The sequence below is a fragment of the Kitasatospora sp. NPDC057904 genome (assembly GCF_042887925.1).
Classification (GTDB): domain Bacteria; phylum Actinomycetota; class Actinomycetes; order Streptomycetales; family Streptomycetaceae; genus Kitasatospora.
The window spans coordinates 1-24,431 of sequence record NZ_JBHVOL010000037.1 but is presented as its reverse complement, the minus strand read 5'-3'; the positions used below and the strand labels follow the sequence as shown (position 1 = coordinate 24,431).

Genomic DNA, 24,431 nt, shown 5'->3' with positions numbered 1-24,431 from the left:
CGGGCAGGCCGGGAGCGCCGGGCGTGCCCGGGTAGACGGGGTAGTCCGCGCCGTAACCCTGGCCCGCGCCGCCGGATCCGTAACCCTGGCCCGCGGCTCCGGAGCCGTAACCCGCGCCCGCGGTACCGGATCCGTAGCCCGGGCCTGCGGTGCCGGATCCGTATGCCGCGCCCGCACCGCCGGAGCCGTACGGCTGGCCGGGGTTGATGGGGCCTCGGCTGACGGCCGGTGCGCCGTGCTCCGGGGACGCGCCGTAGGAAGGGGCGCCGGGCGCGGCGGAGTGGGCGGCCGGCGCGTTCGGTCCGGCGGAGTGGGAGGGGTACGAAGCGGTGCCGGAGGTGCCGGAGTTGCGGGTGGTGGCGGCGATCGCGGAGGTGCCAGCGCTTCTCGCGGGGCGACCCGCGATGCCGGCCACCGTCTGGCCGCTGTCAGGACCCGCGTCGCTCCTGCTCACCCTGCTCAAGGCGCTCAAGCCCCCTCGGTGGTGTGGTGTGGGTGGTGCGGCACTGCTAGCCAAGATCGAAATCTATCGGGTGGACCGTTGCCGTTGTGACAAGTTCACCATCCGACGCTATGTCGACATGGCAATTTGGCGTGATGCATTCGATCACGAAGCGTGGCACCCGTCGACCCTTCTGGGAAGAGGGCCGGTGTAACGGTGGCTGGTTGTCGCGGGGCCGCTCCTGGGGCGTCCGGCTCCGGGGCGCCCGGCCGGCGGGTCTGGGCTGCGGATTTGCCCAAGCGGGAGGGACCGGCCAGAAATTGACCGAAAATCGGCGGTGCACGGGAGGGCGCACAAGTCGGCGGAAGTGCGCCTCCCTGGCTTCATTCGGCCAGGGTCCGGGCGGGCCGCGGCCGGCGTGACGGCCCGGGTTGCCGTCCAGTCGTGAACGATCCGCGCCGGCTCGAACAGGCCAACGACAACGCCACCGCCTTCTGGCTCGGCCAGGCCCGGGCGCACGGCTGGCGGACCCGCACCGGCGGTGCCCTCACCGCCGTCCGCTGCGCCCGCACGCCGGACGACCCGCACCGCGTCCTGATCACCCGCCCGTACGCCGAACCGGCTCTGCCGGAAGCGGAGTTGGCCGAGCTCCTGGCGGCCTGGTCCACCGGCCGCTTCGCCCTGGAGGACCCGTACGGCGGCCTCGACCTGACCGGCCTCGGAGCCACCCGTCTACCGGTCATGCCGGTGATGGTCCGTGAGCCGGGCCCGGTCGGGGGCGGCGGGCGGTCGCTGCCGTACGCCCGTGAGGCGGCGGGCGGAGGTTCCCTGACGGTGGATGAGGTGGTGGACGGCGACACCCTCGCCGCCGCGGAACGCGTGATCGTCGACGGTTTTCCGCAGCCCGCCCGGCAACCCTGGACGCGCGGCGAGGCGGTCCCGGAGCGGATGCTGCACGACTCCGGCTGCCGGGTGTGGCTGGGACGCCTCGACGGCACGCCGGCGGGCGCCTGCCTCACCTACGACGACGGCCGTGCCACCGGGGTGTACTGGCTCGCCACGCTGCCCTTCGCCCGTGGCCGGGGCGTGGCGCGCGCCGTGCTGGAGACCGCCCTGGCGGCGGCCCGACCCGACCGCCCGGTGACCCTGGTCGCCACCGCCGTCGGCGAACCGCTCTACCGCAGGCTCGGGTTCGCCGACCAGGGGCGCACGTGCTGGTGGACCCGGACCGCGCCGGCGGCCCGGGCGCAGGAGTAGCCCCGGCACGACGGCCTTGCCGACGGCCTCCTGTTGGCGGCCTCTGCTGCCGGCCCCTTGCCGCCGACCTACCGCGCTGCTGCTGCCGGCCTCTTGCCGCCGACCTACCGCGCCGCTGCCGTCGGCAGCGCCTCCAACGGGACGGCGAACCTGGTTCGCACGGGCCCATCCGCCCTGGGGAGCAACGCCGTTGGACGCTCGACGGGCGTGCCCGCACCGTTCGCGCCCGCCTCGTTGTGCTCCGCGACGATCACGGCAAGCTCACCTGAGCGGTTTCGGACAGCGACCCCCGCCTCCGGTCCTCCTGTGCCGCCCGCCCCGGCGTTCACGGGAACAGGCGCACGCGAGCCCTCCGAGGCGGACGCTGTCGGCCGTACGCCGGACCGCGCGCCGATGAGCGCCGTCACGGCCGCCTGCCCGCTCGCAGCGCTGCCCGCCGAGGCGGCCACCACGCGCGTCTGCGCGGCCGGTCGCCGCCGGACCGGCACGCCCGCGCGGACGCCCGCCCGGACGGACGGCGCGTTGCGCGCGGCCAGCACCTGGCCGACGGCCTCCGGCAGGCCGGCGGCCTTCAGCGTCGGCCGGTAGCCGATCTCGGCCCAGGGCCGGCCGTGGTGCAGCCAGACGCTGCGCAGACCGGTCAGCTCCGCTCCGGCGATGTCGGCCGGCGCGTGGTCCCCGACCATCCAGGTGTTCGCGGCCCAGTCGCCGGTGGGGGAGACGCCGCACCGCCGGGCGGCGATCTCGAAGATCAGCGGGTCGGGCTTGACGCAGTCGGCCTCCTCGGAGATGACCCAGCCGTCGACCAGCGGGCCGAGCCCGGTCCGCAGGATCTTCTCCGACTGGGGGCCCGTCCCGCCGTTGCTGACGATGCCGAGGGTCCACCCGGCGGCCCGGGCCGCCCGCAGCGCTTCGACGTGTCGGGGCGGGCAGTGGATGTGCGAGTTGATGCCGTGTCGGTAGTGGTCGAGCAGGTCGTCGGAAGAGGCGTCCAACCCGTAGCGGCGCCGGACGGCGGACAGTACGGTGCTGCGCGGCACGTAGCCGCCGCCGTCCAGGGTGACGAACCAGTCGACGTCTCCGGGCGGCAGGTCGCGTTCGGACAGGAAGTCCTGCGCCCAGGCCCGGAAAGCGGCGTCCCTGGGGAGCAGCGTGTTGTCGAGGTCGAACAGGAGCAGGGGCATGCCGAGCATGGTGCCAGTGCCCGCGCCTATGCACCTGGCAAATGCCAGAGAGCGTCGCGAACCCGCACGAAGTGGCTGAAACGGGTGCTGCGGACCGGTGTGCCGGTGGGGCGGAACGGGCCTGGTGGGACGGGTGGGACGTCACGGGTCGCGACGGCCCGCGACGGATCGTCGCCGATCAATGACAGTCCGGTCACGGTGTCCCGTGGGCCTGTTGCGCGGTCCGGTTCGCTCAGTCAAGCTCCAGGGAACCTCCTTTCCGGAGGGGGCGCGAAGGCTTGCGAGTGGGGCGCGCGGTCTCGGTGGGCGCATCCCCCTTTCGCGGGAACAACGGCGCCCCGGGGCTTCGCCGCTGGGCTGGGCCTCACGCCCGTCGTACTCTGAAAGGAACAGGTCACAAACGGTGCTGGGCGGCGCAGACCGATGTCATCCCGTGGGCGGGCCTGCTCCCCGGGCAGCGTTGTCCTCTCCTGTCGGCCCCTCTCCCGCGAAGAGCCGTGAGCCATGGCTGGTTTTGAGTTCTCCCGACCGGTTGAACCGGACGCTCCCCGTGGCACGGGCCCAGCGACCGGAGGCGACTCCGTTCCGCGCGACGACGCCGACCGTGCGGATTCCGGCCAGGTGGATTCGAGCCGTGCGCATTCCGGCTGTGCGGACACCGGCCGTGGAGATGCTGCCCGTGCGGACACCGGACGCGCAGGCGCTGGCCGTGCAGACACCGACCACGCAGACACCGGCCGCGCAGCTACCGGCGACGGAGCCACCGGCCGTGCGGACGCCGGCCAAGCGGACTCCGGCCGCGCAGGCTCCGGCCGGCCCGACGCGGGCGCTCCCGGCGGCGCCCACCGCGCAGAGCACCACGAGCCCGCGCACGGCGGCGTGCAGGGCTTCGCGCGCTCGCTGCGCGACATCGTCCGCCGCGACCGCGCCGGTGGTCGTCCCGGTGACCGCCGACGGCGCGGTGAGCCCGCGGCCGACCGCACGGAGCCCGCGGTGAGCGGGCGCCTGGGCCCGGGCGCCGACCGCCCGGAGACGTCCGGCCGGTCCGCGCACACCGAGCCGATCGTCCAGGACGAGCCCGGCCGCGCCTGCGACCCGGCCTTCCAGCACGGCGTGGTCGTCGGCTTCGACGGCTCGCTGTCCAGCGAGCGAGCCCTCGCCTACGCGGTGGGCATGGCCCGCCGTTCGCAGTGTGGCCTGGTGATCGTGCACGTCGCCAACCGCCTGCCCGCCACGGTCTGGGCGGGTTGTGAGCCTCCCGTCTTCGTGGACCTCCCGGACCACCGCACCGAGGTGCTGGGCCTGGAGCTCGCCTGCGCCGACTTCCTCGCCGGCGTGCCGTGGATCCTGGTCGAGCGCGGCGGCGACATCTGCCACGAGATCGAGGAGGTCGGCCGTGAGTACGCCGCCGACGCCATCGTCGTCGGGACGACGCACGGCCTGCTCGGCAAGATCTTCGGTTCGGTCTCCGGCCGGCTGGCGCGCCGCGCCAACCGACCGGTGATCGTCATCCCCTGACGCCGCACCAGCCCGGCGTCCATCCCCTCGCGTCCATCCCCTCACCGTCCCGCTCCGGCGCGGGCCCACGGCTGTCGCCGCCGGCCGGAGGCGGCCGCAGCTGCCGACCGCCGGAGGTGGCCGCAGCCGCCGACCACGGCGGACGGCCGGCCCCGGTCGCCTGCCCCAACCGTCCCTGCGGGGGCGGGCGTTACCCCCGCAGGGTGCGGTTCAGGACGTGACGCCGAGCTCCCGGGCGATGAGCATGCGCTGGACCTCCGACGTGCCCTCGCCGATCTCCAGGATCTTGCAGTCGCGCCAGAAACGGGCGACCGGGAATTCGTTCATGAAGCCGTACCCGCCGTGGATCTGCGTCGCCTCGCGGGCGTTGTCGACGGCGGCCTCGGACGAGTACAGCTTCGCGATGGCGGCCTCCTTCTTGAACGGTTCTCCGTGCAGCAGCCGGGAAGCGGCGTCCCGCCAGGCCAGGCGGGAGGTGTGGGCGCGCAGCTCCATGTCGGCGAGCTTGAACTGGATGGCCTGGTTGGCACCGATCGGCCGGCCGAAGGCCCGGCGCGTGCCGGCGTACGCGACGGACTCGTCGACGCAGCCCTGGGCCAGGCCGGTGGCCAGGGCCGCGATCGCGATGCGGCCCTCGTCGAGGATCCGCAGGAACTGGGCGTAGCCTCGGCCACGCTCGCCCAGCAGGTTGGCCGCGGGAACGCGGCAGTCGGTAAAGGACAGTTCGCGGGTGTCGGATGCGTTCCACCCGACCTTCGAGTACTTCTTCGAGACCTGGAACCCCGGGGTCCCGGTGGGCACGATGATGGAAGAGATCTCGCGCGTTGGCGAGCGGAATTCGCCCTCTTCACTCGAACGAGCGAGCGGTTCCGTGAGGGCGGTGACGGTGACCAGCCCGGTGATGTCCGTCCCGGAGTTGGTGATGAAGCACTTCGTGCCGTTGATGACCCACTCGTCGGCGGCCTCGTCGTAGCGGGCCGTCGTGCGGGTCGCGCCGGCGTCCGAGCCGCCCTCGGGCTCGGTCAGGCCGAAGGCGCCGAGGAGCTCGCCCGAGGTGAGCCGCGGCAGCCACTCGCGCTTCTGCTCCTCGGTGCCGAAGCGGTAGATCGGCATGGCGCCGAGGGAGACCGCCGCCTCCAGGGTGATGGCCACCGAGGAGTCGACCCGGGCGAGTTCCTCCAGCGCGAGGCCGAGCGCGAAGTAGTCGCCGCCCATGCCGCCGTACTCCTCGGGGAAGGGCAGGCCGAACAGGCCCATCCGCCCCATCTCGCGGACGATCTCGTACGGGAACTCCTCCCGCTCGTAGAACTCGCCGATCTTCGGCGCCACCACGTCCTGGGCGAACTCGGCGACGGTGCGCCGCAGGTCCTCGTACTCGCTGTTCAGCCGGTGATCGAACACGGTGTTCCTCCTGGGGCCGCCCGGCCGGGGTGGCCGCGGGCGTGAGCGGGGTGACCGGCGCCCGTCCGATGGTGTGACGGTCGCGTGGTGTGGTCGTCTGGAAAGAAGGTCGTCCGAGTGGACGGGGGACGCCGGACGGCGATCCGGGACGGTCAGCCCCGGGCGGCGCCGAGCAGCGCCTGGACGGTGCGGGAGGGGCTCGGGCGGCCGAGGCGCTCGGCCATCCAGCCACTGGTGGCGACCAGCGCGCGCAGGTCCACGCCGGTCCGGACGCCGAGGCCGTGCAGCATCCACACGAGGTCCTCGGTGGCGAGGTTGCCGGTCGCGCTCTTGGCGTACGGGCAGCCGCCCAGGCCGCCGGCCGAGGCGTCGACGGTGGTGACGCCCTCGCGGAGCGCCGCGAGCGTGTTGCTGAGCGCCTGGCCGTAGGTGTCGTGGAAGTGCACCGCGAGCCGCTCGGCCGGCACCCCCGCCGCGGCGAACGCGGCGAGCAGGGCGGCGACCTGCCCCGGGGTGGCCACGCCGATCGTGTCGCCGAGGCTCAGCTCGGTGCAGCCCATCTCCAGCAGCGCGACGCCGTGGCGGACCACCTGGGAGACCGGGACGGGGCCCTCCCACGGGTCGCCGAAGCACATCGAGAGGTAGCCGCGGACCGCGACCCCGGCCGCCGTGGCGCGCTCGACGACCGGGCGGAACATCGCCATCGCCTCGTCCGCCGAGCGGTTGAGGTTGCGGCGCGCGAAGGTCTCGGTGGCACTGGCGAACACCGCGATGTCGGCGGCGTGGTGGGCGAGCGCGCGGTCGAGGCCGCGCTCGTTGGGCACCAGGACGGGCAGCCGCAGCCCGGGGTGGCGCCCGGGCAGGTCGGCCAGCCGGGGCACCAGGTCCTCGGCGTCGGCGAGCTGCGGCACCCACTTGGGGTGGACGAAGCTGGTGGCCTCGACCGTCCGCAGCCCGGCGGCGGCGAGCCTGGCGATGAACTCGGCCTTGACCTCGACGGGCACCAGGGCGCTCTCGTTCTGCAGCCCGTCGCGCGGTCCGACCTCGTGGATCCGGACCTCCTCGGGCAGGCCGGGGGCGCGGACGGGGTCGGGCAGGCCGAGTTCGAGCGCGTCGGGCTCGTGGGCGGGGGAGGCGGTGGTCACGGCCGCACCTCCGCCGGGCTCGTGGCGGTCGCGTCCGCGCCGGTGGGGGCGCCCGCGGGAACGTCCGCGCCCTCCTCCGTGGGGGTGACCACGACCAGCAGCTCCTCCATCGCGACGGTGGCCCCGGCGGTGGCGCGGAGCTCGCTCACGACTCCGTCGTGCGGGGCGGAGATCACGTGTTCCATCTTCATGGCCTCCAGGACGAGCAGGGCCTGGCCCTTGCGGACCGCCTCGCCCGTCGCGGTCTTGACGACGGTGACGGTGCCGGGCATCGGGGCGGTGAGGGCGCCGTGGTGGGCGCCGGCCGCGGCGGCGCCCTCGCCGACCGCGTCGTGGCTGTGCAGCGGCCAGGCGTCGCCCTCGACGCCGAGCCAGGTCACCGGGGCGCCGGCGCCCCCGGGGGTGTCGTCGACGGTCAGCGCGAAGGAGGTCTGCACGCCGTCGACCGTCAGGTGCAGCCGGTCGGCGGTGCGGACCGCCCGGGCCCGGTGGGCCGGGCCGGAGCCGAGTCCGATTTCCACCTCAAGGGTGACATTGCCGGGAATGTCAGTGGCGTCGGCTACGTTGCCGGCAGTGATCGAACGGATGCGCACCGAGACGGGGTCCTGGCCGGGGGCCCGGAGCCGGTGGGTGGTCCAGGCGGGTGCGCCGCTCAGGCGCCAGCCGGAGGGGAGGGAGAAGGGGTCGGTCCAGCCGCCGGAGTCGGCGGCCGGGGTGAGGTCCGCGTGCCGCGCGAGGGCGGCCGCGTAGTAGAGGAGGTGGACGGGTGCGGGATATCCGTCGGTCGCGGCCGGGTCGGCCGGGGCCGCGTGGTCGGTCGGGGAGGTTCGGTCGGCCTGGTCGGCTGCCGAGTCGGTGGCCGTCGCGGGCGAGTGCGGCGAGGCCAGCAGGGCGGGCTGTTGCCGGACGGTCTGTTCCACCAGGCCGGTGTCCAGTCGGCCGGCGACGACGTCGGGGTGGGCGAGCAGTCGCCGCAGGAAGCCGGTGTTGGTGGTGACGCCCAGGATGCGGGTGTCGGCCAGCGCGGCGCGCAGGCGGCGGAGCGCGGTCGGGCGGTCGGGCCCGTACGCGATGACCTTGGCGAGCATCGGGTCGTAGGCGCTGGTGATGACGCTTCCGGGGGCGACCCCGGAGTCGACCCGGATGCCCTCGCCCTGCGGCTCGTCGAGCACCAGGATCCGTCCGCCGGTGGGCAGGAAGTCCCGTTCCGGGTCCTCGGCGCAGATGCGGGCCTCGATGGCGTGGCCCAGGAAGGAGATGTCGGACTGACCGAAGGTGAGCCGCTCGCCGGCGGCGACGCGCAGCTGCCACTCGACCAGGTCCAGACGGCGGGGGTGGCCGCCGTCCGGGTCGGCGACGGCGATGGCGAGCTCGGTGACGGGGTGTTCCACCTGGAGACGGGTGTTCATCTCCATGAAGAAGAACTCCCGCACGCCCTCGGGGGAGTCGGGGGCGGGGGAGTCCGGGTCGATGCCGGGGACGATGAACTCCACGGTGCCGGCCCCGGTGTAGCCGCAGGACTCCGCGGCGCGGACGGCCGCGGCTCCCATCGCGGCCCGGGTCTCGGCGTTGAGCAGGACGGAGGGTGCCTCTTCGATCAGTTTCTGGTGGCGGCGCTGGAGGCTGCACTCGCGCTCGCCGAGGTGGACGGTGGTGCCGTGGGCGTCGGCGAGCACCTGCACCTCGATGTGGCGGGGGCGGTCCACCCAGCGCTCCAGGAGCAGGGTGTCGTCGCCGAAGGCCGTCCGGGCGACACGGCGCGCGGCGGCGATCTCGGTCCGCAGTTCGGCCGGGTCCCGCACGAGCCGCATGCCCTTGCCACCGCCGCCGGCGGACGGCTTGAGGAGGACGGGGTAGCCGATCTCGTCCGCGGCGGCGACGAGTTCGTCGTCGGTGGGCGCGGTGGCCCGGCTGCCCGGGACCACCGGGACGCCGGCGGTCCGGACGGCCTCCTTGGCGTTGATCTTGTCACCCATCAGCTCGACCGCACCGGGAGGAGGACCGATGAAGACGAGGCCCGCGTCCGCGCAGGCGCGGGCGAAGGCGGCGTTCTCGGCGAGGAAGCCGTAGCCGGGGTGGACGGCCTGGGCGCCGGTGCGCCGGGCGGCGGCGAGGATCTGGTCGGTCCGCAGGTAGGTCTCGGCGGCCGAGCTGTCGCTGCGGTCGGCCGGGCCGAGCCGGACGGCGACGTCGGCCTCGCGGACGTGCGGGGCGTCGGCGTCGGCGTCGCTGAACACGGCGACCGAGCGCACGCCGAGCCGCCGCAGGGTGCGGATCACCCGGAGGGCGATCTCGCCGCGGTTGGCGACCAGAACTGTGTCGAACATGGGAGGCGTTCCTCCGGGTCGAGGGGGCCGTACGAAGGAGGTGGGGTGGACGGTCCGGGCGCGGGCCCGGGTCCGGGCCCGGGCGATGGGCCCGGCGGCCGGCGTCGGAGGGGTCACACCGGGAGCGGGTGCGCCCCGGGCGGGGAAGGGAGGTGCGGGGCCCCGCCCGGGGAGCGCGGGGTCACATCCGGAAGACGCCGTACGGACCGGGCGGCGGCAGCGGGGAGTTGGCGCAGGCGGTGAGGGCGAGGCCGACCACGGTGCGGGTGTCCATCGGGTCGATCACGCCGTCGTCCCAGAGCCGGGCCGTGGCGTAGTAGGCGTTGCCCTGGCGCTCGTACTGCTCGCGGACGGGTCGCTTGAACTCCTCCTCCGCCTCGGCCGGCCACTCCTCGCCGTGCCCCTCCAACTGGTCACGGCGGACGGTGGCGAGGACGGAGGCCGCCTGCTCGCCGCCCATCACGGAGATCTTCGCGCCCGGCCACATCCACAGGAAGCGAGGTGAGTAGGCCCGGCCGCACATCGAGTAGTTGCCGGCTCCGTACGAGCCGCCGATCACCACCGTCAGCTTCGGGACGCGGGTGCAGGCGACGGCGTTGACCATCTTGGCGCCGTGCTTGGCGATGCCGCCCGCCTCGTACTGCCGGCCGACCATGAAGCCGGTGATGTTCTGCAGGAAGAGGAGGGGGATGCCGCGCTGGTCGCACAACTCGATGAAGTGGGCGCCCTTGACGGCCGATTCGGAGAACAGCACGCCGTTGTTGGCGACGATGCCGACGGGGTGGCCGTGGATCCGGGCGAACCCGGTGACCAGGGTCGCGCCGTACTCGGCCTTGAACTCGGCGAACCGGCTGCCGTCGACCAGCCGGGCGATCACCTCGCGCACGTCGTAGGGCGTGCGCGGGTCCACCGGGACGGCCCCGTACAGGCCGGCCGGGTCGACGGCCGGCGGCTCGACCGCGGCCAGCGGCCACGGCCGCTCCGGGCGCGGGCCCAGGCCGGCCACGATCGTGCGGACGATGGAGAGGGCGTGGGCGTCGTCCTCGGCCAGGTGGTCGGTCACGCCGGAGGTCCGGGAGTGCAGCTCGCCGCCGCCCAGCTCCTCGGCGGTGACCACCTCGCCGGTGGCGGCCTTCACCAGCGGCGGCCCGCCCAGGAAGATCGTGCCCTGGTTGCGGACGATGACGGCCTGGTCGCTCATCGCCGGGACGTACGCGCCGCCCGCCGTGCACGAGCCGAGCACGGCGGCAATCTGCGGGATGCCCGCGGCCGAGAGCCGGGCCTGGTTGTAGAAGATCCGGCCGAAGTGGTCCCGGTCGGGGAACACCTCGTCCTGCATGGGGAGGAACGCGCCGCCGGAGTCCACCAGGTAGATGCAGGGGAGGCGGTTCTCCAGCGCGACCTCCTGGGCGCGCAGGTGCTTCTTCACCGTCATCGGGTAGTACGTGCCGCCCTTGACGGTGGCGTCGTTGGCGACGACCACCACCTCGCGCCCGGCGACCCGGCCGATGCCCGCGATGACGCCGGCCGCGGGCGCGGCGCCCTCGTACATCCCGTCGGCCGCCAGCGGGGCCAGCTCCAGGAAGGGCGAGGCGGGGTCGAGCAGGGTGTCCACGCGGTCGCGGGGGAGCAGCTTGCCGCGCGCGGTGTGCCGGGCGCGGGCCTTGGCACCGCCGCCGAGGGCGGCCGCGCCGAGCTTCTCGCGCAGCTCGGCGACCAGCGCCCGGTGCGCCTCGGTGTTGGACCGGTAGGCCTCGGAGGCCGGGTCGGCGGCCGTGCCGAGCCGGGGCGCGGGGGCGGCGGCCCCGGGCGGTACGGGCCCGGGCGCTGCTACGCCGCCCGCCGCGCCACCACGCGCTGCGCTGCCATGGACGCCGGTGGATACGCCGGCGGTTGAGATGACCATTCCCAAGAGCTCCCTTGCCCTCGGCACCGGGTGGCGGGGTGGCCCGGGTTCCGGTGCGCCCGCTCTCCCTGAAGTTAATTAACGTTAACTTACGCGCCCAGGTTAACGGGCGATAACCCGACTGTCTACGATGGGCGGCATGCCGAACGTCCCCGGAACCACCGCGCTCCCGCGCCGCGACCAGATCCGCCGGGAAGCCGCCCGGCTCTTCGCCGCCCGGGGCTTCCTCGGCGTGGGCGTGGACGAGATCGGCAAGGCCGTCGGCATCAGCGGCCCCGGTCTCTACCGGCACTTCGCCGGGAAGGACGCGATGCTCGCCGACCTGTTGATCGGCATCAGCGAGCGCCTGCTGGAGGAGGGGCGCCGGCGCGCGGGCGGCGGCGACGGCCCGGCCGCCGCGCTGGACGCGCTGATCGGCGGCCACGTCGAGTTCGCCCTCGACGACCGCGACCTGATCACCCTGCACGACCGCGAGCTGCTGAACCTCAAGGAGGAGGACCGCCGCACCGTCCGCCGGCTCCAGCGCGGCTACGTCGAGCTGTGGGTCGACGTGGTCCGGCAGGCCTACCCGGCGCTGGCCGACCCCGCCGCCGAGCCGGTCGCCCGCGCCGCGGTGCACGCCGTCTTCGGCCTGATCAACTCGACCCCGCACAGCCTCGGGCCCAACCCGGCGGCCCAGGCCGATCGCCCCGGCCCCGGCCTCCAGCGCGACGGCATGGCCGCGCTGCTGCACAGCCTCGCCCACGGCGCGTTCTCGGCGGCGGCCGAATCGGCGTCCGCCCACGCCTGAGGCGGCTGTGGCTGGCCCAGGGGTCGACTGCGCCGTCGCCCGAGGCCGCCCGTGCTAGCGGGCCGCGACCGGGCCGGCTGCGGTCGCGCCCGGCTCCCGTCCCGCCTCCGGACCTAGGCCCAAAGGACGGCGCCCGGCCGCCCCCTGGCCGGTGGGCGATCGGGGCGGGCGTGGCCGACCCTGGTGACAGCGGGGCCGGTTGGTCCGTCCGGGTGTCCGGGCGGGAATCACCGCAGGCCGCGGGCTGTTGGCCACTGCGCCGGAGCCTGTTGCGAGCGCGCGTCCGGGCGTGCGCCCGACCCGCCCCGCACCCCGGCCCGGCCGGAAACGGCATGGCGGCGTCCCGACGGAATGGTTAGCATCCCTAAATATGCCTGAGACTCACGGATCTACGGTGGAGCAATCCCCGAGCGGCCCACCTGCCCCCGACGCGAAACCGGGACCGACCGCCGCGGCCGGTCCCGAGAGCCTGGTGCCCCCGGCGACCCCGGCCGGCCCGGCGGTCGCGGCGACTCAGCCTGCCCCCACGACCCCCGTAACCCCAGCGCCGACCGGGCCGACCGGGCCGACCGCGCCGCCCGCAACGGCGGCACCGGCCGGGCCTACCGCAACGGCGCCGCCGACCGCCGCGTCCCCCGAGGCCGGCGGCTGGCTGCGCCGCCTGATCGGCTACTGCCTGCGGTCCCGGCGCAGCCTGCTGCTCGCCTTCGGTGCCTCGCTCGTCGGCATGGCCGTCACCTCGCTCGTGCCGCTGGTCACCAAGCTGATCATCGACGACGTCATCACCACGCACTCCCGCTCGCTCGGCCCCTGGGCGGTCGTCCTGCTGCTCGCCGCCGTCGTGGTCTTCGGCTGCACGCAGGTCCGCCGCTACTACGGCGGTCAGCTCGCGCTCGACGTCCAGCACGACCTGCGCAGCGACCTGTTCCGTTCGCTCGGCCGGCTCGACGGCCACCGCCAGGACCGGCTGGACACCGGCCAGGTGGTCGGCCGCGCCACGTCGGACCTCCAGCTGGTCAACGGGCTGCTCTCGATGCTGCCGATGATGACCGGCTACCTGCTGATGTTCGTCATGTCGGCGGCCGTGATGGTCTGGCTCTCCCCGCCGCTCACCCTGATCGCCCTCGTGATGGCCCCCGCCCTCTGGTGGGTCACCGTGCTCAGCCGCAAGCGCCTGTTCCCCTCGACCTGGGCGGCCCAGCAGGAGGCCGCGGCCGTCGCCGGCGTCGTGGACGAGGCGATCGGCGGGGTCCGCGTGGTCAAGGGCTTCGGCCAGGAGGCGCAGGAGCTGGACAAGCTGGAGGTCGCCTCCCGCAACCTCTTCGCCGCCCGCCTGCGCTCGATCCGGCTCAACGCCCGCTACAACCCGGCGATGCAGGCGATCCCGGCGCTCGCCCAGGTCGCGGTGCTGGCCTTCGGTGGCTGGCTGGCCGTGGACGGGCGGGTCTCGCTCGGCACCTTCGTCGCCTTCTCCACGTACGTCGCCCAGATGACCGGCCCGGTGCGGATGCTCACCATGGTCATCACGGTCGGCCAGCAGGCCCGGGCCGGCGTCGAGCGCGTCCTCCAGCTGATCGACGAGCGCCCGCTGGTCCAGGAGCGCCCGGACGCGGTGGCCCTCGACCTCACCGTCGCCGCCCCCGAAGGTGCCCCCGGCGCCGCCGCGCACCGGGACGCCGCCGGTACTGCGACCGGTACTGCGACGGTCGGCCCGCGCACGCCCGGCGTGGCGCTGCAGTTCGACCGGGTCGAGTTCCGCTACGACCCCGAGCACCCCGTGCCCGTCCTGCACGGCCTGGACCTGACCCTCGCCCCCGGCGAGACCCTGGCCCTCGTCGGCGCCTCCGGCTCCGGCAAGTCGACGGTGGCCCAACTGGTGCCCCGGTTCTACGACCCGGCGGCCGGCGCCATCCGCCTGTACGGCCACGACCTGCGCGACCTCACTCTCGACTCGGTCCGCTCGGCCGTCGGCATCGTCCCCGAGGAGAGCTTCCTCTTCTCCGAGACGGTCCGCACCAACATCGCGTACGGCCGGCCCGATGCCACCGACGAACAGGTCGTCGCCGCCGCGCGCGCCGCGCAGGCCGACGAGTTCGTCCGCGCGCTGCCGGACGGCTACGACACCAAGGTCGGCGAGCAGGGCCTCACCCTCTCCGGCGGCCAGCGCCAGCGAATAGCCCTCGCCCGCGCGATCCTCACCGACCCGCGGATCCTCCTGCTGGACGACGCGACGTCCGCGGTCGACCCGCAGGTCGAGGCGGAGATCCACGACGCACTGCGCTCGGTGATGACCGGCCGCACCACGCTGCTGATCGCCCACCGCCGCTCGACCCTCCAACTCGCCGACCGGATCGCCGTGCTGGACCGCGGCCGGCTGCTGGACATCGGCACCCACGAGGAACTGGAGGCCCGATGTCCCCAGTACCGGGCCCTGATCACCGACCCGGAGGCCGGCCGCACACCCGGCCGGACCGCGCCCGGGGCCACACCTGAGCCCGAGCGCGACCCCGCAACGGACACTGTCCCCACAGCGGCCGCCGTACCCGGTACCGTGCCCGACACCGCGCCCGACAACCAAGCGGCCCCAACGCCCGGCCCCACCCCCGAGCTCCCCACTCCCGCCCTGACCAAGGCGGCCCGCACCGCCGAGCCCGACCTGCTGGCCAAGGTCGCCGCCCTCCCGCCCGCCGGCGACACTCCGGCGATACCGCGCGCCGAGGCCGAGGCCGGCGACCCGGACTTCTCCCTCCGCCGGATGCTGCGCCCCTTCCGGGCCCCGCTCGCCCTGGCCCTGCTGCTGGTCGCCCTGGACGCGGGCGCCGCGCTGGTGCTGCCGGTCCTGATCCGGCACGGCATCGACCAGGGCGTGAGCAAGACCCTGATGTCCGGGGTCGCCGTGGCCTCGGTGGCCGCCCTGGTGGTCGTCCTGCTGGACTGGCTGGTGCAGAGCGCCGAGAACCGGGTCAGCGGACGCACCGGCGAGCGCGTGCTCTACACCCTCCGCCTCAAGATCTTCGCCCACCTCAACCGGCTCGGCCTGGACTACTACGAGCGCGAGCTGTCCGGCCGGATCATGACCCGGATGACCACCGACCTCGACTCGCTGACCTCCTTCCTGCAGACCGGCGTCGTCACCGCCGTGGTCAGCCTGCTGACCTTCGCCGGCATCTTCGCCGCCCTGCTGATCATCGACGCGGGCCTGGCCCTGGTGGTCTTCGCGGTGCTGCCGCTGCTGGTGATCGCCACACTGGTGTTCCGCCGGAAGTCCCGGGACCAGTACGAGATCTCCCGGGACCTGATCAGCACCGTCAACGCCGACCTCCAGGAGAACGTGGCCGGCATGCGGATCGTCCAGGCGTTCCGCCGCCTGGACGCCAACACCGACCGCTTCGTCGCCCGGGGCGTCGCCTACCGGGAGGCGCGGGTCCGGGCGCAGCTCTACATCTCGCTCTACTTCCCGTTCGTCCAGTTCCTGTCCAGCGTGGCCGCCGCGCTGGTGCTGATCGTGGGCGCGGCCCGGGTCGACGCGGGCACCCTGACGGTCGGCGCGCTCGTCGCCTACCTCCTCTACATCGACCTGTTCTTCGCGCCGGTGAACCAGCTCTCCCAGGTGTTCGACGGCTACCAGCAGGCGGCGGTCGGCCTCGGCCGGATCCGGGAGCTGCTGCGCACGCCGACGACCACCGCCGTCGCGGCCGAGCCGGTGCCGGTCGAGAAGGGGTTGCGCGGCGAGATCTCCTTCGAGGGCGTCGGCTTCGCCTACAACGGCGGCGCGGACGGTTCCCCGGACGTCCTCACCGGGGTGGACCTGCACATACCCGCCGGTCAGACGGTGGCGCTGGTCGGCGAGACGGGGGCCGGCAAGTCGACGCTGGTGAAGCTGGTCGCCCGTTTCTACGACGCGACCGAGGGCACCGTCCGGGTCGACGGGGTCGACCTCACCCGGTACGACCTCGCGCAGTACCGCCACCGGCTCGGCGTCGTGCCGCAGGAGGCGTACCTGTTCGCGGGCACGGTGCGGGAGGCGATCGCCTACGGCCGGCCGGAGGCCACGGCGGCCGAGGTGGAGGCGGCGGCGCGGGCGGTCGGCGCGCACGAGATGATCGTCCGCCTGTCGGGCGGGTACGACCACGAGGTCACGGGCCGGGGGCGAAACCTTTCGGCAGGTCAGCGCCAGCTGATCGCGCTGGCCCGGGCCGAACTGGTCGACCCGGACATCCTGCTGCTCGACGAGGCCACCGCAGCGCTCGACCTGGCCACCGAGGCCGCCGTGAACAGCGCCGCCGACCGGCTCAGCGGCGGACGGACCACCCTGGTGATCGCCCACCGGCTGACCACCGCCGAACGCGCCGACCGGGTCGTCGTCCTCGACCACGGCCGGGTGGTCGAGGACGGCACGCACGCCGGACTCCTCGCCCTCGACGGGGCGTACGCGCGGCTCTGGCGCGCGTTCATCGCGGACGGGCACCACGACGCGGCCTCCGCCGTCGGGGAGACCGTCGCCGCCGGGTGACCAAGAGCCCGGCCCGGGGCCCAGCCCGGGCCGGCCCACGCTGGGTTCGGGCCGGGCCCGAACCCAGCGTGGGTCAGGCCGCGATCAGCGACGTCAGCAGCCCGGTCGCGTCGATCCCGTGCGGCAGGTCGCTCACCTGCCCGTCCCCGACCTCGACCACCCGCCAGCCGGAGCCGTCCGCCCGGCTGGCGAGGTCGGTGGTGACGAACCGGCAGCCGAGCGTCCGCACCAGCGAGCGCACACCGGTCAGGTCGGGGTCGACCTCGTCGCGCGGCGCGTCCGGGTGCGGTCCGACGAGCACCGGTTCGCCGTCCAGCCACCACACCCGGGCCTCCACCGCCCGGGTGCCCCCGACGCCGACGCCGAGACCGACGCCGGCACCGGCCTCGGTGCCGACGGGAGCGGACGCCCGCGCGAACTCCTCGTACCGCCGCAGCACCACCCCGCCCGCCAGGAACTCGCCCTGCAACTCGACGAACCGGGCCACCACCCGACCGACGGCGTCCAGGTCGGCGAGCTCCGGCACGTAGCAGGCCTCGTGCCACTCGTGCTTTCGGGACTTCACGTAGTCCTTGACGATCGCCGGGCCGCGCCCGCCCAACCGGGCCACGGCATCGGCCAGTTCCTCCCGCCCCGGTCCCGGCGCCGATGCAGACCCGCCCGCTGCCTCGCCCGCCGAGGGGATCCACACGCTCGACGGCGTCGATCCCTCGAACACGCCGTACCAGCCGGGAAGTTCGTGTGCGGCCGCGTAGCCTGCGGCACTCGTGAGCAGGTTCCCGCCGCGCGCGGAGAGGGCGGCGGCGAAGGCGGCGTAGTCCCGGGAGGGGATCATCCAGCCCCGGTACCAGAGCGGGCCGCCGCCCTCCGGCACCCGCCGGACGGCCTCCTCGGCCCGTCCGGCCAGCAGCGCGTCGTGGTCGACGAGATGGTGCTCGCCGCCCAACTCCCGGACCAGCCGGGCCTCCCAGGCGAAGTGCGGGTCGGGCCGGCGCGGGTTGAGCGGGTCGGCGGGAAAGACGATCGCGGGTACGGGCATGGGCGTCAGCGTACGGCGGTACGGGCCCTCCGCGCGCCGTCACACCGTTCCGTCAGCGCCTGTCCCGCCACCGCCTGTCCCGCCACCGCCCGTCCGGTCACGGCCCCGTACCGCCACCGCCCGTACCGCCACCGCCCGTCCCGGAATTCGGAGACGCCCGTCGTCGGGCCCTGCGAGAGTGGGCCGATGAAACGACAGCAGCGCTTCCGCAACCCGCTGGGACTCGTCGGACTGCGGCGCCCCCGCGAGCGCGTGCCCCGGCAGGCGGCCCGGACGGCGGTTCTGGCCGAGGACGGCTCGGTCTTCCTGCTCCGCTCCGACAACTCCGAGGTCGGCGTGCACTGGACGATGCCGGGCGGCGGACTGGACCCCGGCGAGACCCCGCGCGAAGGCGCCGTCCGTGAACTCCGCGAGGAGACCGGCTGGACGGACCTCGAACCCGGCCCGCTGCTCTGCACCTGGGAGCACGACTTCACCTGGCACGGCACCCCGGTCCGCCAGCACGAGCACATCTACGTCACCCGGGGCCCGCGCCGCGGCCCGGTCGGCGACGTCAGCGCGGTGCACGCCGTCGACCGCATCCTCGACTGGCGCTGGTGGACGCCGTCCGACCTCGCCGCCCCGGACGCCGACGCGCTCTGGCCGCCCAGGCTCCCCGAGCTGCTGGCGATGGTCCGGTCGGGCGACTGGAACGTCGACGGGAGCGACGCGGGCGCCGTCCACCTTGGCTACATCCCGAACTCCTCGCCGGAGCACTGACGTTCGTCCGCCGGGCGCTACGCCGGGCGCTACGCCGGGTCGAACGGCACGGACCGGCTACGCCCGTCCGCCGCGCCGTCCGCGCGCGGCCCGCCAGTCGTGCAGGTCGAGCTCCCGGTCGTGCAGGGCACCGGGGTTCATCATCACCGTCAGCTGCACACCGGCCAGTTGTTCGAAGGCGAGCCCGGTGGCGGACAGCAATTGCTCGGTCGGCACCGAGACGGCGATGGCGGGTCGCCAGGAGGGCAGCACGACGAGGCTGGTGCCGCGCCCGATCCGGACCGGCTCGGCGGTCACCCGGACCGGCGTGCGCTCCTCCGGGCGGCCGACCGCCTCGGGTTGGTGGGGGCCGGCGCCGATCAGGATCCCGAGCGGGGTCTCGGCCTGGTCGGCCCCGGCCCCGGCCCCGGCACCGGCCCGGGCCCCGGCCCCGGTGCCGCCGGTCGGCCGCCAGGCCGCCGCGGTCCCTGCGGCCCCGTTCGCTCCCGCCGCCGTCCTGCCCGCTCCCCGTGCGGACCTGCGCGGGAGTGGTCCCTCAGGTGCGGCCGTCTCCCGTTCGGCCGCCTCCTGCCCGGTCGGGGCGGCGTCGGGGTGCATGCGGCGCAGCCGGCGTGAGGGCGAGGGCCGTCGTGTCGCGAGGGTCCGCGGTTCCTCGCGGGCCGCCCGCAGCACCGGCACCGGCCGTTCGGCCGTCGGTGCGGCGGGCTGCGGGAGTTCGTGCGTGTGAACGTCGTGCGTGTGGACGTCGCCGGGCTCGCCCTGGTCGTCCTGAACCTGCCAGGCCGACGGAGCCTCCACCGGCACGGCCTCGCCCAGGAGCGCCGCGACCTCCGCCACCGGCCGTCGACAGGCGGCGGCCAACTCGGCGAGCGTGCGCCCCTGCAGGCGTGCGGCCCGCAGCCGTTCGGCGAGCGCGGCCTGCACACGGGCGGCCGTCCGCTGGTCCGGCGCGCCGGTGAGGGGTGCGCGGGTCGGCGCCCCGCCGTCGGCGTCGCCGGGGCCGCTGCGCGGTCGCGGCACCGAGTCGTCCCGGGCGCCGCCGCCCGGCGCACCGGGGAGCTGTCCCGTGTCGGCGGCCTGCGCGATGGAGCAGCGCGCGGCGGCCTGACGCGGGGCTCCGGCGCGGTCCGCGGCCGGGTCGGGGCGGGCTGGGTCGGTGGGGGTGGGGTGGAGCGAGGTCATCGGCACGGGCCCTTCGGGGGACGGTCCAGACGATCCTCCCGCACCGAGTGACCAGCTCCAAGCGCCGGTTCCCCGTTCGGACGCCCGCACGCCCCTCCGGGAGCGGGCCGCGGGCACCCCGCCCCTACCCGGCGTGTCGGCTCAACTGCCGGGCGCGACGAAGCCCTTGAGGTCGGTGAGCACCGCGGTGGCCGCCATCACGCCGAGCCCGAGGAACCAGGTCTCGTCCGAAACCGGCCGCGCCTGACCGGACTTGACCGCTCCGAGGGTCTTCCAGAGCGCGCCGCCGAGCACCGTGTCCTGGTTGGTGGAGGTGGGCGATCCGTACACGCCGTAGAAGATCCAGTCGGCGTCCGCCTTGTCGATCTGCTCGGGGCTGATCTCGACCGCGAGTTCCTTGACCCGCTCGATCGCGGGTTGCGGCAGCGGCACGTCGGTGAGGATCGTGCCGATGAACGACAGCTCCGCGTAGAGGCGGGTCTTGCCGGGCATGAAGCGCAGCGGCGTGATGGCCGGTCGCTTGTCGCCGAGCCGGGCGCCGATCGCCGTGGCGGCGGCCTGGTAGGCGTCGAGCTGGGTCTTGGCCTCGGTCTCCAGGTCGAAGGTGCTCGCGTTGAGCAGGAAGTTCTGCTTCCACGGGTAGCCGGGGCGCAGCGAGAAGACGGTCGGTGCGATCTTCGACAGCTGCGCGTACTGGTCCTGGGCGCGCAGCTGGCTGCCGAGGATCAGGTCGGGCTTGAGGGCGGCGATCGCCTCCAGGTTGAGGCTGTTGATGGTGCCGACGTTCGCCGGGCTGCCGGCCTTGTCCTTGAGGTAGGACGGCATGGTCTTCGAGCCGTCGGTGTGGACGACGCCGACCGGCTGGACGCCGAGCGACACGACGTTGTCGAGCTCGCCGGTGTCGAGGACGACGACGCGGACGGGCTTGGCGGGGAGGACGGTCTCGCCCATCGCGTGCCTGACCGTGCGGGGGTAGACGCCGGGGGCGGCGTCGGTGCCGAAGCCCTTCATCTTCTCGATCACGGTGGCGTAGTCGTCGCCGCCCTGCTTGACCGACTTCTGGTCGGGGGAGCCGCCGCCGGACGGCTTCGCAGTGCCGGGTCCGGCCGACCCGTCCGAGCTGCCGCAGGCGGTAAGGAGCCCGCCGAGGCCGAGCACGGCACCGCCGGTGAGCCCGGCGGCGAGGAAGCGGCGGCGGGAGGCGGTGCGGCGGGCGGGGGTCAGGTCGTCGGCGTTGGGGGCCACGCGACGCTCCTTCGGGATCGGCGGGCGGGTCAAGGACGGGTCGGGGGCGAGTCGGGGACGGGGCGCGGCCGCAGGGGCGGCCACGGACTCGCAACTAAGGTGAGGCTAACCTACTCCACAAGACCACGTTCATCCCGGTGGCCCGCACGCTGCCGGCGATAAGCGCCTACCGGGCCGTCCCGCCGCGCTTCGGCGCCGTCCACCCGGGCTTCCGGACCCCGGGGTCGGCGGCCTGCGGCTCAGCGCCGTCTTCCTGCAGGCGGAGTTCTTCCGCGGCGAGACGCTGCGCCGCGACACCCCCGCCCTCGTCGTCGAGGACTGAGGCCGACGGCGAAAACCGGTGACCGCGGCGGGGGACCGGCGCTATGGTCGAAGGCATGAAGCGCTCCACGGGCCTGTGCTGGTGGCCGTCCTAGGACGGCCACCACTGCATGCCTGACCAGGGCCGTCCGGGATGGACGGCCCTGTCGCGTTTCCCAGCGGGACGGGCCCGCGCCCCGGACGGCCACCACCACCGCCGTACCGAGGAGACAACCCGCATGACCGCCACGACCGCCCACCCCGTCGCTGCCGCCGTTCCCGCTCCCGTTCCCGTTCCCGCTCCCGTCGCGGCTCCGGCGGCCCGCCGCGTCCTGACCGGCGACCGCCCCACCGGCCCGCTCCACATCGGCCACTACTTCGGCACCCTGCAGAACCGGGTCCGCCTCCAGGACCAGGGCGTCGAGATGTTCATCGTCGTCGGCGACTACCAGGTCATCACCGACCGGGACATCGCCGACCGGCTCGCCGAACACACCGAGAACCTCGTCCTCGACAACCTCGCGGCCGGCCTCGACCCCGACCGCGCCACGATCTTCGCGCACAGCCGCGTCCCCGCCCTCAACCAGCTGCTGCTGCCCTTCCTCAGCCTGGTCAGCGTCGCCGAACTGAGCCGCAACCCCACCGTCAAGGACGAGATCGCCCACTCCAGCCAGGCCGTCGTCAGCGGACTGATGTTCACCTATCCCGTCCACCAGGCCGCCGACATCCTCTTCTGCAAGGCCGGCCTCGTCCCCGTCGGCCAGGACCAGCTGCCCCACCTCGAAGTGGCCCGCACCATCGCCCGCCGCTTCCACGAGCGCTACCCGCACGCCGACGGCACCGCCGTCTTCCCCCGCCCCGAGGCCGTGCTCTCCGACGCGCCGCTGCTCCTCGGCACCGACGGCGGCAAGATGAGCAAGAGCCGGGGCAACGCCGTCTTCCTCGGCGCCTCCGAGGACGAGACCGCCCGGCTGATCCGCGGCGCGAAGACCGACACCGACCGGCACATCGCCTACGACCCGGCGAACCGGCCCGAGGTCGCCAACCTCGTCCTGCTGGCCGCCCTCTGCCAGGGCCGGGCACCCGAGGACGTCGCCGCCGAACTCGGAGACGGCGGCGCGGCCGCGCTCAAGCGCACCGTCACGGAGTCCGTGAACGAGTTCTTCCGCCCGATCCGCGCCCGCCGGGCCGCGCTCGCCGCCGACCGCGGCCACCTCCGCCAAGTGCTGCGCGACGGCGCCGAGCGCGCCAACGCCATCGCGGACGCCACCCTCGCCGAGGTCAGGGAGGTCATGGGGTCGGTCTGAGGACGACGGGGCATACCACTTGCGGCGGGCCCCGCCGGATCCGACCGCACCTCACCCCCTCACGCTCCGACGCCCGCACCCTGGAAGGATCCCGGCCATGGACCAGCACCCGACCACGCCCGCCCGAGGGCTGACCCGTCCGCCGCAGCTCCGTCCGGGGGACCACGTCGTCGTGGTCGCCCCCAGTGGCCCGATCGACCCCGAGCGGCTCACCGCCGGGACCGCGATCCTGCGCTCCTGGGGGCTGCGGGTCACCGTCGCCCCGCACGTCCTCGACACCCACCCCACCCTCGGCTACCTGGCCGGCACCGACGCCAGCCGGGCCGCCGACCTGCAGGACGCCTGGCTCGACCCCACCGTCGACGCCGTCGTCTGCGCCCGCGGCGGCTACGGCGTGCACCGCGTCGTCGACCTCCTCGACTGGGCCGCGATGCGCCGCGTCCCGCCCAAGGTCCTCATCGGCTTCAGCGACGTCTCCTCTCTGCACGAGGCCTTCGCCCAGCGGCTCGGCCTCGCCACCCTCTACGGGCCGATGTGCGCGGCGGCCTCCTTCATCGAGGACGCCCCCACGGCCGAACACCTGCGCCGCACCCTCTTCGACCCCGCCACGACCACCGTCCTCACCGGATCGGCCGCCGCACCGCTCGTCCCCGGCCGGGCCCGCGGCGTCACGGCCGGCGGCTGCGTCCACGTCCTCGCGGCCGAGCGGGGCACGCCCGCCGCCCGGCCCTCCTTCGCGGGCGCCATCCTGATCCTCGAAGACGTGAACGAGCACCCGTACCAGCTCGACCGCCTCCTCACCCAGTTCCTCCGCTCCGGCGCCCTCGACGGCGTGGCCGGCATAGCCCTCGGCTCCTGGGAGGGCTGCGGGCGACCGGACCGGGTCCGCGAGGTGATGCTCGACCGCCTCGGCCCGCTCGGGGTGCCCGTGCTGTGGGAACTGGGCTTCGGCCACTGCCCCTCCACCCTCACCGTCCCGCTCGGGGTCCCGGCCGTGCTCGACGCCGACGCGGGAACGCTGACCCTGGAGGTGCCGGCCCTCGCCGCCCGGTGAGGCGTCGGCAGCGGGGAAGCGAGCGGCCCGGGCCGGGGCGGGACGGATGAGTAGGGTGCGGCCATGAACGAGGACCGCCTCACCGCCCTCGCCCTCGGACTCCTCCGGGGCCCGGGCAGCAACGCCCGTACGATCCTCGGACTCACCGGCCCTCCGGGGGCCGGCAAGTCCACCCTGGCCCGGCACCTGGTCGCCGAGGTCGAGCGCACCGAAGGCCCGGGCAGCGCCGCCTACGTCCCAATGGACGGCTTCCACCTCTCCGCTGTCCAGCTCGACCGCCTGGGCCTCACCCACCGCAAGGGCGCACCCGCCACCTTCGACACCCACGGCTACGTCGCGCTGCTGCGCCGCATCGCCGCCGACCGCTTCCAGGACATCTACGTCCCCGACTTCGACCGCACCCTCGACGAACCGGTCGCCGCCCGCCACGTCGTCCGTCCGCAGGCCCGCCTCGTCATCACCGAGGGCAACTACCTCGCCTCCACCGACGCCCCGTGGCCGGACGCCCGCCGACTGCTCCGCGAACTCTGGTACGTCGAGACCGACGACGCCCTCCGCGAGGAACGCCTCCTGCGCCGCCACCGCGACGGAGGCCGGGACGAGCCCACCGCACGCCGTTGGGTCACCGGCAACGACCACCCGAACGGCGAACACGTGAAGGCGGGCCGCCCGCTCTGTACCCGGACGGTCCCCGGCACGGGTTTGCCCGGAGCGCCGAACAGGGGTAGTGTTCTCTAGTCGCTCGGCAGGGAGCACCGGACACGCATCGGCGCGGACGGTCCCGGGGCGGCCAATCCTCTGAAACACCACTTCCCGGTCCGGGCTGGGTCGCGTCTTGTCGCGGCTCGCTGCGTATTCGGCGTGCGCGTTTAATTGGGTTGCGGTCGGACTTCGGCTGGATTCGCTTTTCGGAGCGGGGATCGGCTAGAGTTTGAAACGTCGGACGGGGCGTCAAGTCCCGGAAGAAACCGGCGAGTTGGATGACGAAGCCCCGGAAAACGGAGCGGAAAACATCTGATAAGCTGGAAACACGAAAGAACGAAGCGCCCGGAGGGCCCGCTG

At 74.4% G+C, this 24,431-nt stretch carries 16 protein-coding genes; 8 read left to right on the top strand and 8 right to left on the bottom strand.

Features of this window, described 5'->3' with window-relative positions:
- Positions 1-886 precede the first annotated feature (886 nt).
- On the top strand, positions 887-1,699 hold the full coding sequence (locus tag ACFVSN_RS42560; RefSeq protein ID WP_387958873.1) for a GNAT family N-acetyltransferase: 813 nt from the start codon (positions 887-889) through the stop codon (positions 1,697-1,699).
- A 104-nt stretch (positions 1,700-1,803) separates the two neighbouring features.
- Here the strand turns inward: ACFVSN_RS42560 and ACFVSN_RS42555 are convergent, their stop codons facing one another.
- On the bottom strand, positions 1,804-2,883 hold the full coding sequence (locus ACFVSN_RS42555; RefSeq protein WP_380508643.1) for an HAD family hydrolase: 1,080 nt from the start codon (positions 2,881-2,883) through the stop codon (positions 1,804-1,806).
- A 1,062-nt stretch (positions 2,884-3,945) separates the two neighbouring features.
- Here ACFVSN_RS42555 and ACFVSN_RS42550 point away from each other — a divergent pair.
- A complete protein-coding gene (locus ACFVSN_RS42550) occupies positions 3,946-4,401 on the top strand; it encodes a universal stress protein (protein WP_380445965.1) in 456 nt (151 codons plus the stop codon).
- Between the two features lie 210 nt (positions 4,402-4,611).
- Here the strand turns inward: ACFVSN_RS42550 and ACFVSN_RS42545 are convergent, their stop codons facing one another.
- The 4 genes from ACFVSN_RS42545 to ACFVSN_RS42530 all read right to left on the bottom strand — a co-directional run bounded on the left by ACFVSN_RS42545 (position 4,612) and on the right by ACFVSN_RS42530 (position 11,180).
- Complete coding sequence (locus ACFVSN_RS42545; protein ID WP_387958871.1) at positions 4,612-5,802, bottom strand: acyl-CoA dehydrogenase family protein; 1,191 nt, start codon at positions 5,800-5,802, stop codon at positions 4,612-4,614.
- 152 nt (positions 5,803-5,954) lie between these two features.
- Positions 5,955-6,947, bottom strand: coding sequence for a hydroxymethylglutaryl-CoA lyase (locus ACFVSN_RS42540; RefSeq protein WP_380445961.1), 993 nt, complete (start codon positions 6,945-6,947; stop codon positions 5,955-5,957).
- Complete coding sequence (locus ACFVSN_RS42535) at positions 6,944-9,274, bottom strand: acetyl/propionyl/methylcrotonyl-CoA carboxylase subunit alpha (protein WP_387958869.1); 2,331 nt, start codon at positions 9,272-9,274, stop codon at positions 6,944-6,946. The genes ACFVSN_RS42540 and ACFVSN_RS42535 overlap by 4 nt, the downstream gene beginning before the upstream one ends.
- A gap of 181 nt (positions 9,275-9,455) precedes the next feature.
- The gene (locus ACFVSN_RS42530) at positions 9,456-11,180 is read right to left on the bottom strand and encodes a carboxyl transferase domain-containing protein (RefSeq protein ID WP_380508637.1); all 1,725 of its coding nucleotides are present in this window, start codon (positions 11,178-11,180) and stop codon (positions 9,456-9,458) included.
- A gap of 139 nt (positions 11,181-11,319) precedes the next feature.
- Between ACFVSN_RS42530 and ACFVSN_RS42525 the strand changes: the two genes are divergently transcribed.
- Together ACFVSN_RS42525 and ACFVSN_RS42520 are read left to right on the top strand one after the other, a co-directional pair.
- Complete coding sequence (locus ACFVSN_RS42525) at positions 11,320-11,970, top strand: TetR/AcrR family transcriptional regulator (RefSeq protein ID WP_380445964.1); 651 nt, start codon at positions 11,320-11,322, stop codon at positions 11,968-11,970.
- Positions 11,971-12,622: 652 nt separating this feature from the next.
- The gene (locus tag ACFVSN_RS42520) at positions 12,623-16,483 is read left to right on the top strand and encodes an ABC transporter transmembrane domain-containing protein (RefSeq protein WP_387958907.1); all 3,861 of its coding nucleotides are present in this window, start codon (positions 12,623-12,625) and stop codon (positions 16,481-16,483) included.
- A 73-nt stretch (positions 16,484-16,556) separates the two neighbouring features.
- On the opposite strand, the gene ACFVSN_RS42515 is transcribed toward ACFVSN_RS42520, so the two are convergent.
- Entirely contained in the window at positions 16,557-17,522 is a 966-nt protein-coding gene (locus ACFVSN_RS42515; protein WP_387958866.1) for an ATP-grasp domain-containing protein, read from the bottom strand.
- A gap of 186 nt (positions 17,523-17,708) precedes the next feature.
- On the opposite strand from ACFVSN_RS42515, the gene ACFVSN_RS42510 reads away from it, so the two are divergent.
- Positions 17,709-18,281 (top strand): NUDIX hydrolase, encoded by a 573-nt coding sequence (locus tag ACFVSN_RS42510; protein WP_380510722.1) that lies wholly within the window; start codon positions 17,709-17,711, stop codon positions 18,279-18,281.
- Between the two features lie 57 nt (positions 18,282-18,338).
- On the opposite strand, the gene ACFVSN_RS42505 is transcribed toward ACFVSN_RS42510, so the two are convergent.
- Entirely contained in the window at positions 18,339-19,463 is a 1,125-nt protein-coding gene (locus ACFVSN_RS42505; protein ID WP_387958864.1) for a hypothetical protein, read from the bottom strand.
- 141 nt (positions 19,464-19,604) lie between these two features.
- Complete coding sequence (locus ACFVSN_RS42500) at positions 19,605-20,708, bottom strand: ABC transporter substrate-binding protein (protein ID WP_387958862.1); 1,104 nt, start codon at positions 20,706-20,708, stop codon at positions 19,605-19,607.
- Positions 20,709-21,247: 539 nt separating this feature from the next.
- On the opposite strand from ACFVSN_RS42500, the gene trpS reads away from it, so the two are divergent.
- The 3 genes from trpS (at position 21,248) to ACFVSN_RS42485 (ending at position 24,107) form a co-directional block, all read left to right on the top strand.
- A complete protein-coding gene (gene trpS, locus ACFVSN_RS42495) occupies positions 21,248-22,315 on the top strand; it encodes a tryptophan--tRNA ligase (protein ID WP_387958860.1) in 1,068 nt (355 codons plus the stop codon).
- Positions 22,316-22,412: 97 nt separating this feature from the next.
- Complete coding sequence (locus tag ACFVSN_RS42490; RefSeq protein WP_387958858.1) at positions 22,413-23,369, top strand: LD-carboxypeptidase; 957 nt, start codon at positions 22,413-22,415, stop codon at positions 23,367-23,369.
- A 63-nt stretch (positions 23,370-23,432) separates the two neighbouring features.
- Entirely contained in the window at positions 23,433-24,107 is a 675-nt protein-coding gene (locus ACFVSN_RS42485; protein ID WP_387958856.1) for a nucleoside/nucleotide kinase family protein, read from the top strand.
- Positions 24,108-24,431 lie beyond the last annotated feature (324 nt).

Coding starts and splice junctions, on each gene's coding strand:
- ACFVSN_RS42555 (WP_380508643.1), bottom strand. CDS start 2,883: ATGCCCCTGCTCCTGTTCGACCTCGACAACACGCTGCTCCCCAGGGAC.
- ACFVSN_RS42535 (WP_387958869.1), bottom strand. CDS start 9,274: ATGTTCGACACAGTTCTGGTCGCCAACCGCGGCGAGATCGCCCTCCGG.
- ACFVSN_RS42530 (WP_380508637.1), bottom strand. CDS start 11,180: ATGGTCATCTCAACCGCCGGCGTATCCACCGGCGTCCATGGCAGCGCA.
- ACFVSN_RS42525 (WP_380445964.1), top strand. CDS start 11,320: ATGCCGAACGTCCCCGGAACCACCGCGCTCCCGCGCCGCGACCAGATC.
- ACFVSN_RS42515 (WP_387958866.1), bottom strand. CDS start 17,522: ATGCCCGTACCCGCGATCGTCTTTCCCGCCGACCCGCTCAACCCGCGC.
- ACFVSN_RS42510 (WP_380510722.1), top strand. CDS start 17,709: ATGAAACGACAGCAGCGCTTCCGCAACCCGCTGGGACTCGTCGGACTG.
- ACFVSN_RS42505 (WP_387958864.1), bottom strand. CDS start 19,463: ATGACCTCGCTCCACCCCACCCCCACCGACCCAGCCCGCCCCGACCCG.
- trpS (WP_387958860.1), top strand. CDS start 21,248: ATGACCGCCACGACCGCCCACCCCGTCGCTGCCGCCGTTCCCGCTCCC.
- ACFVSN_RS42490 (WP_387958858.1), top strand. CDS start 22,413: ATGGACCAGCACCCGACCACGCCCGCCCGAGGGCTGACCCGTCCGCCG.
- ACFVSN_RS42485 (WP_387958856.1), top strand. CDS start 23,433: ATGAACGAGGACCGCCTCACCGCCCTCGCCCTCGGACTCCTCCGGGGC.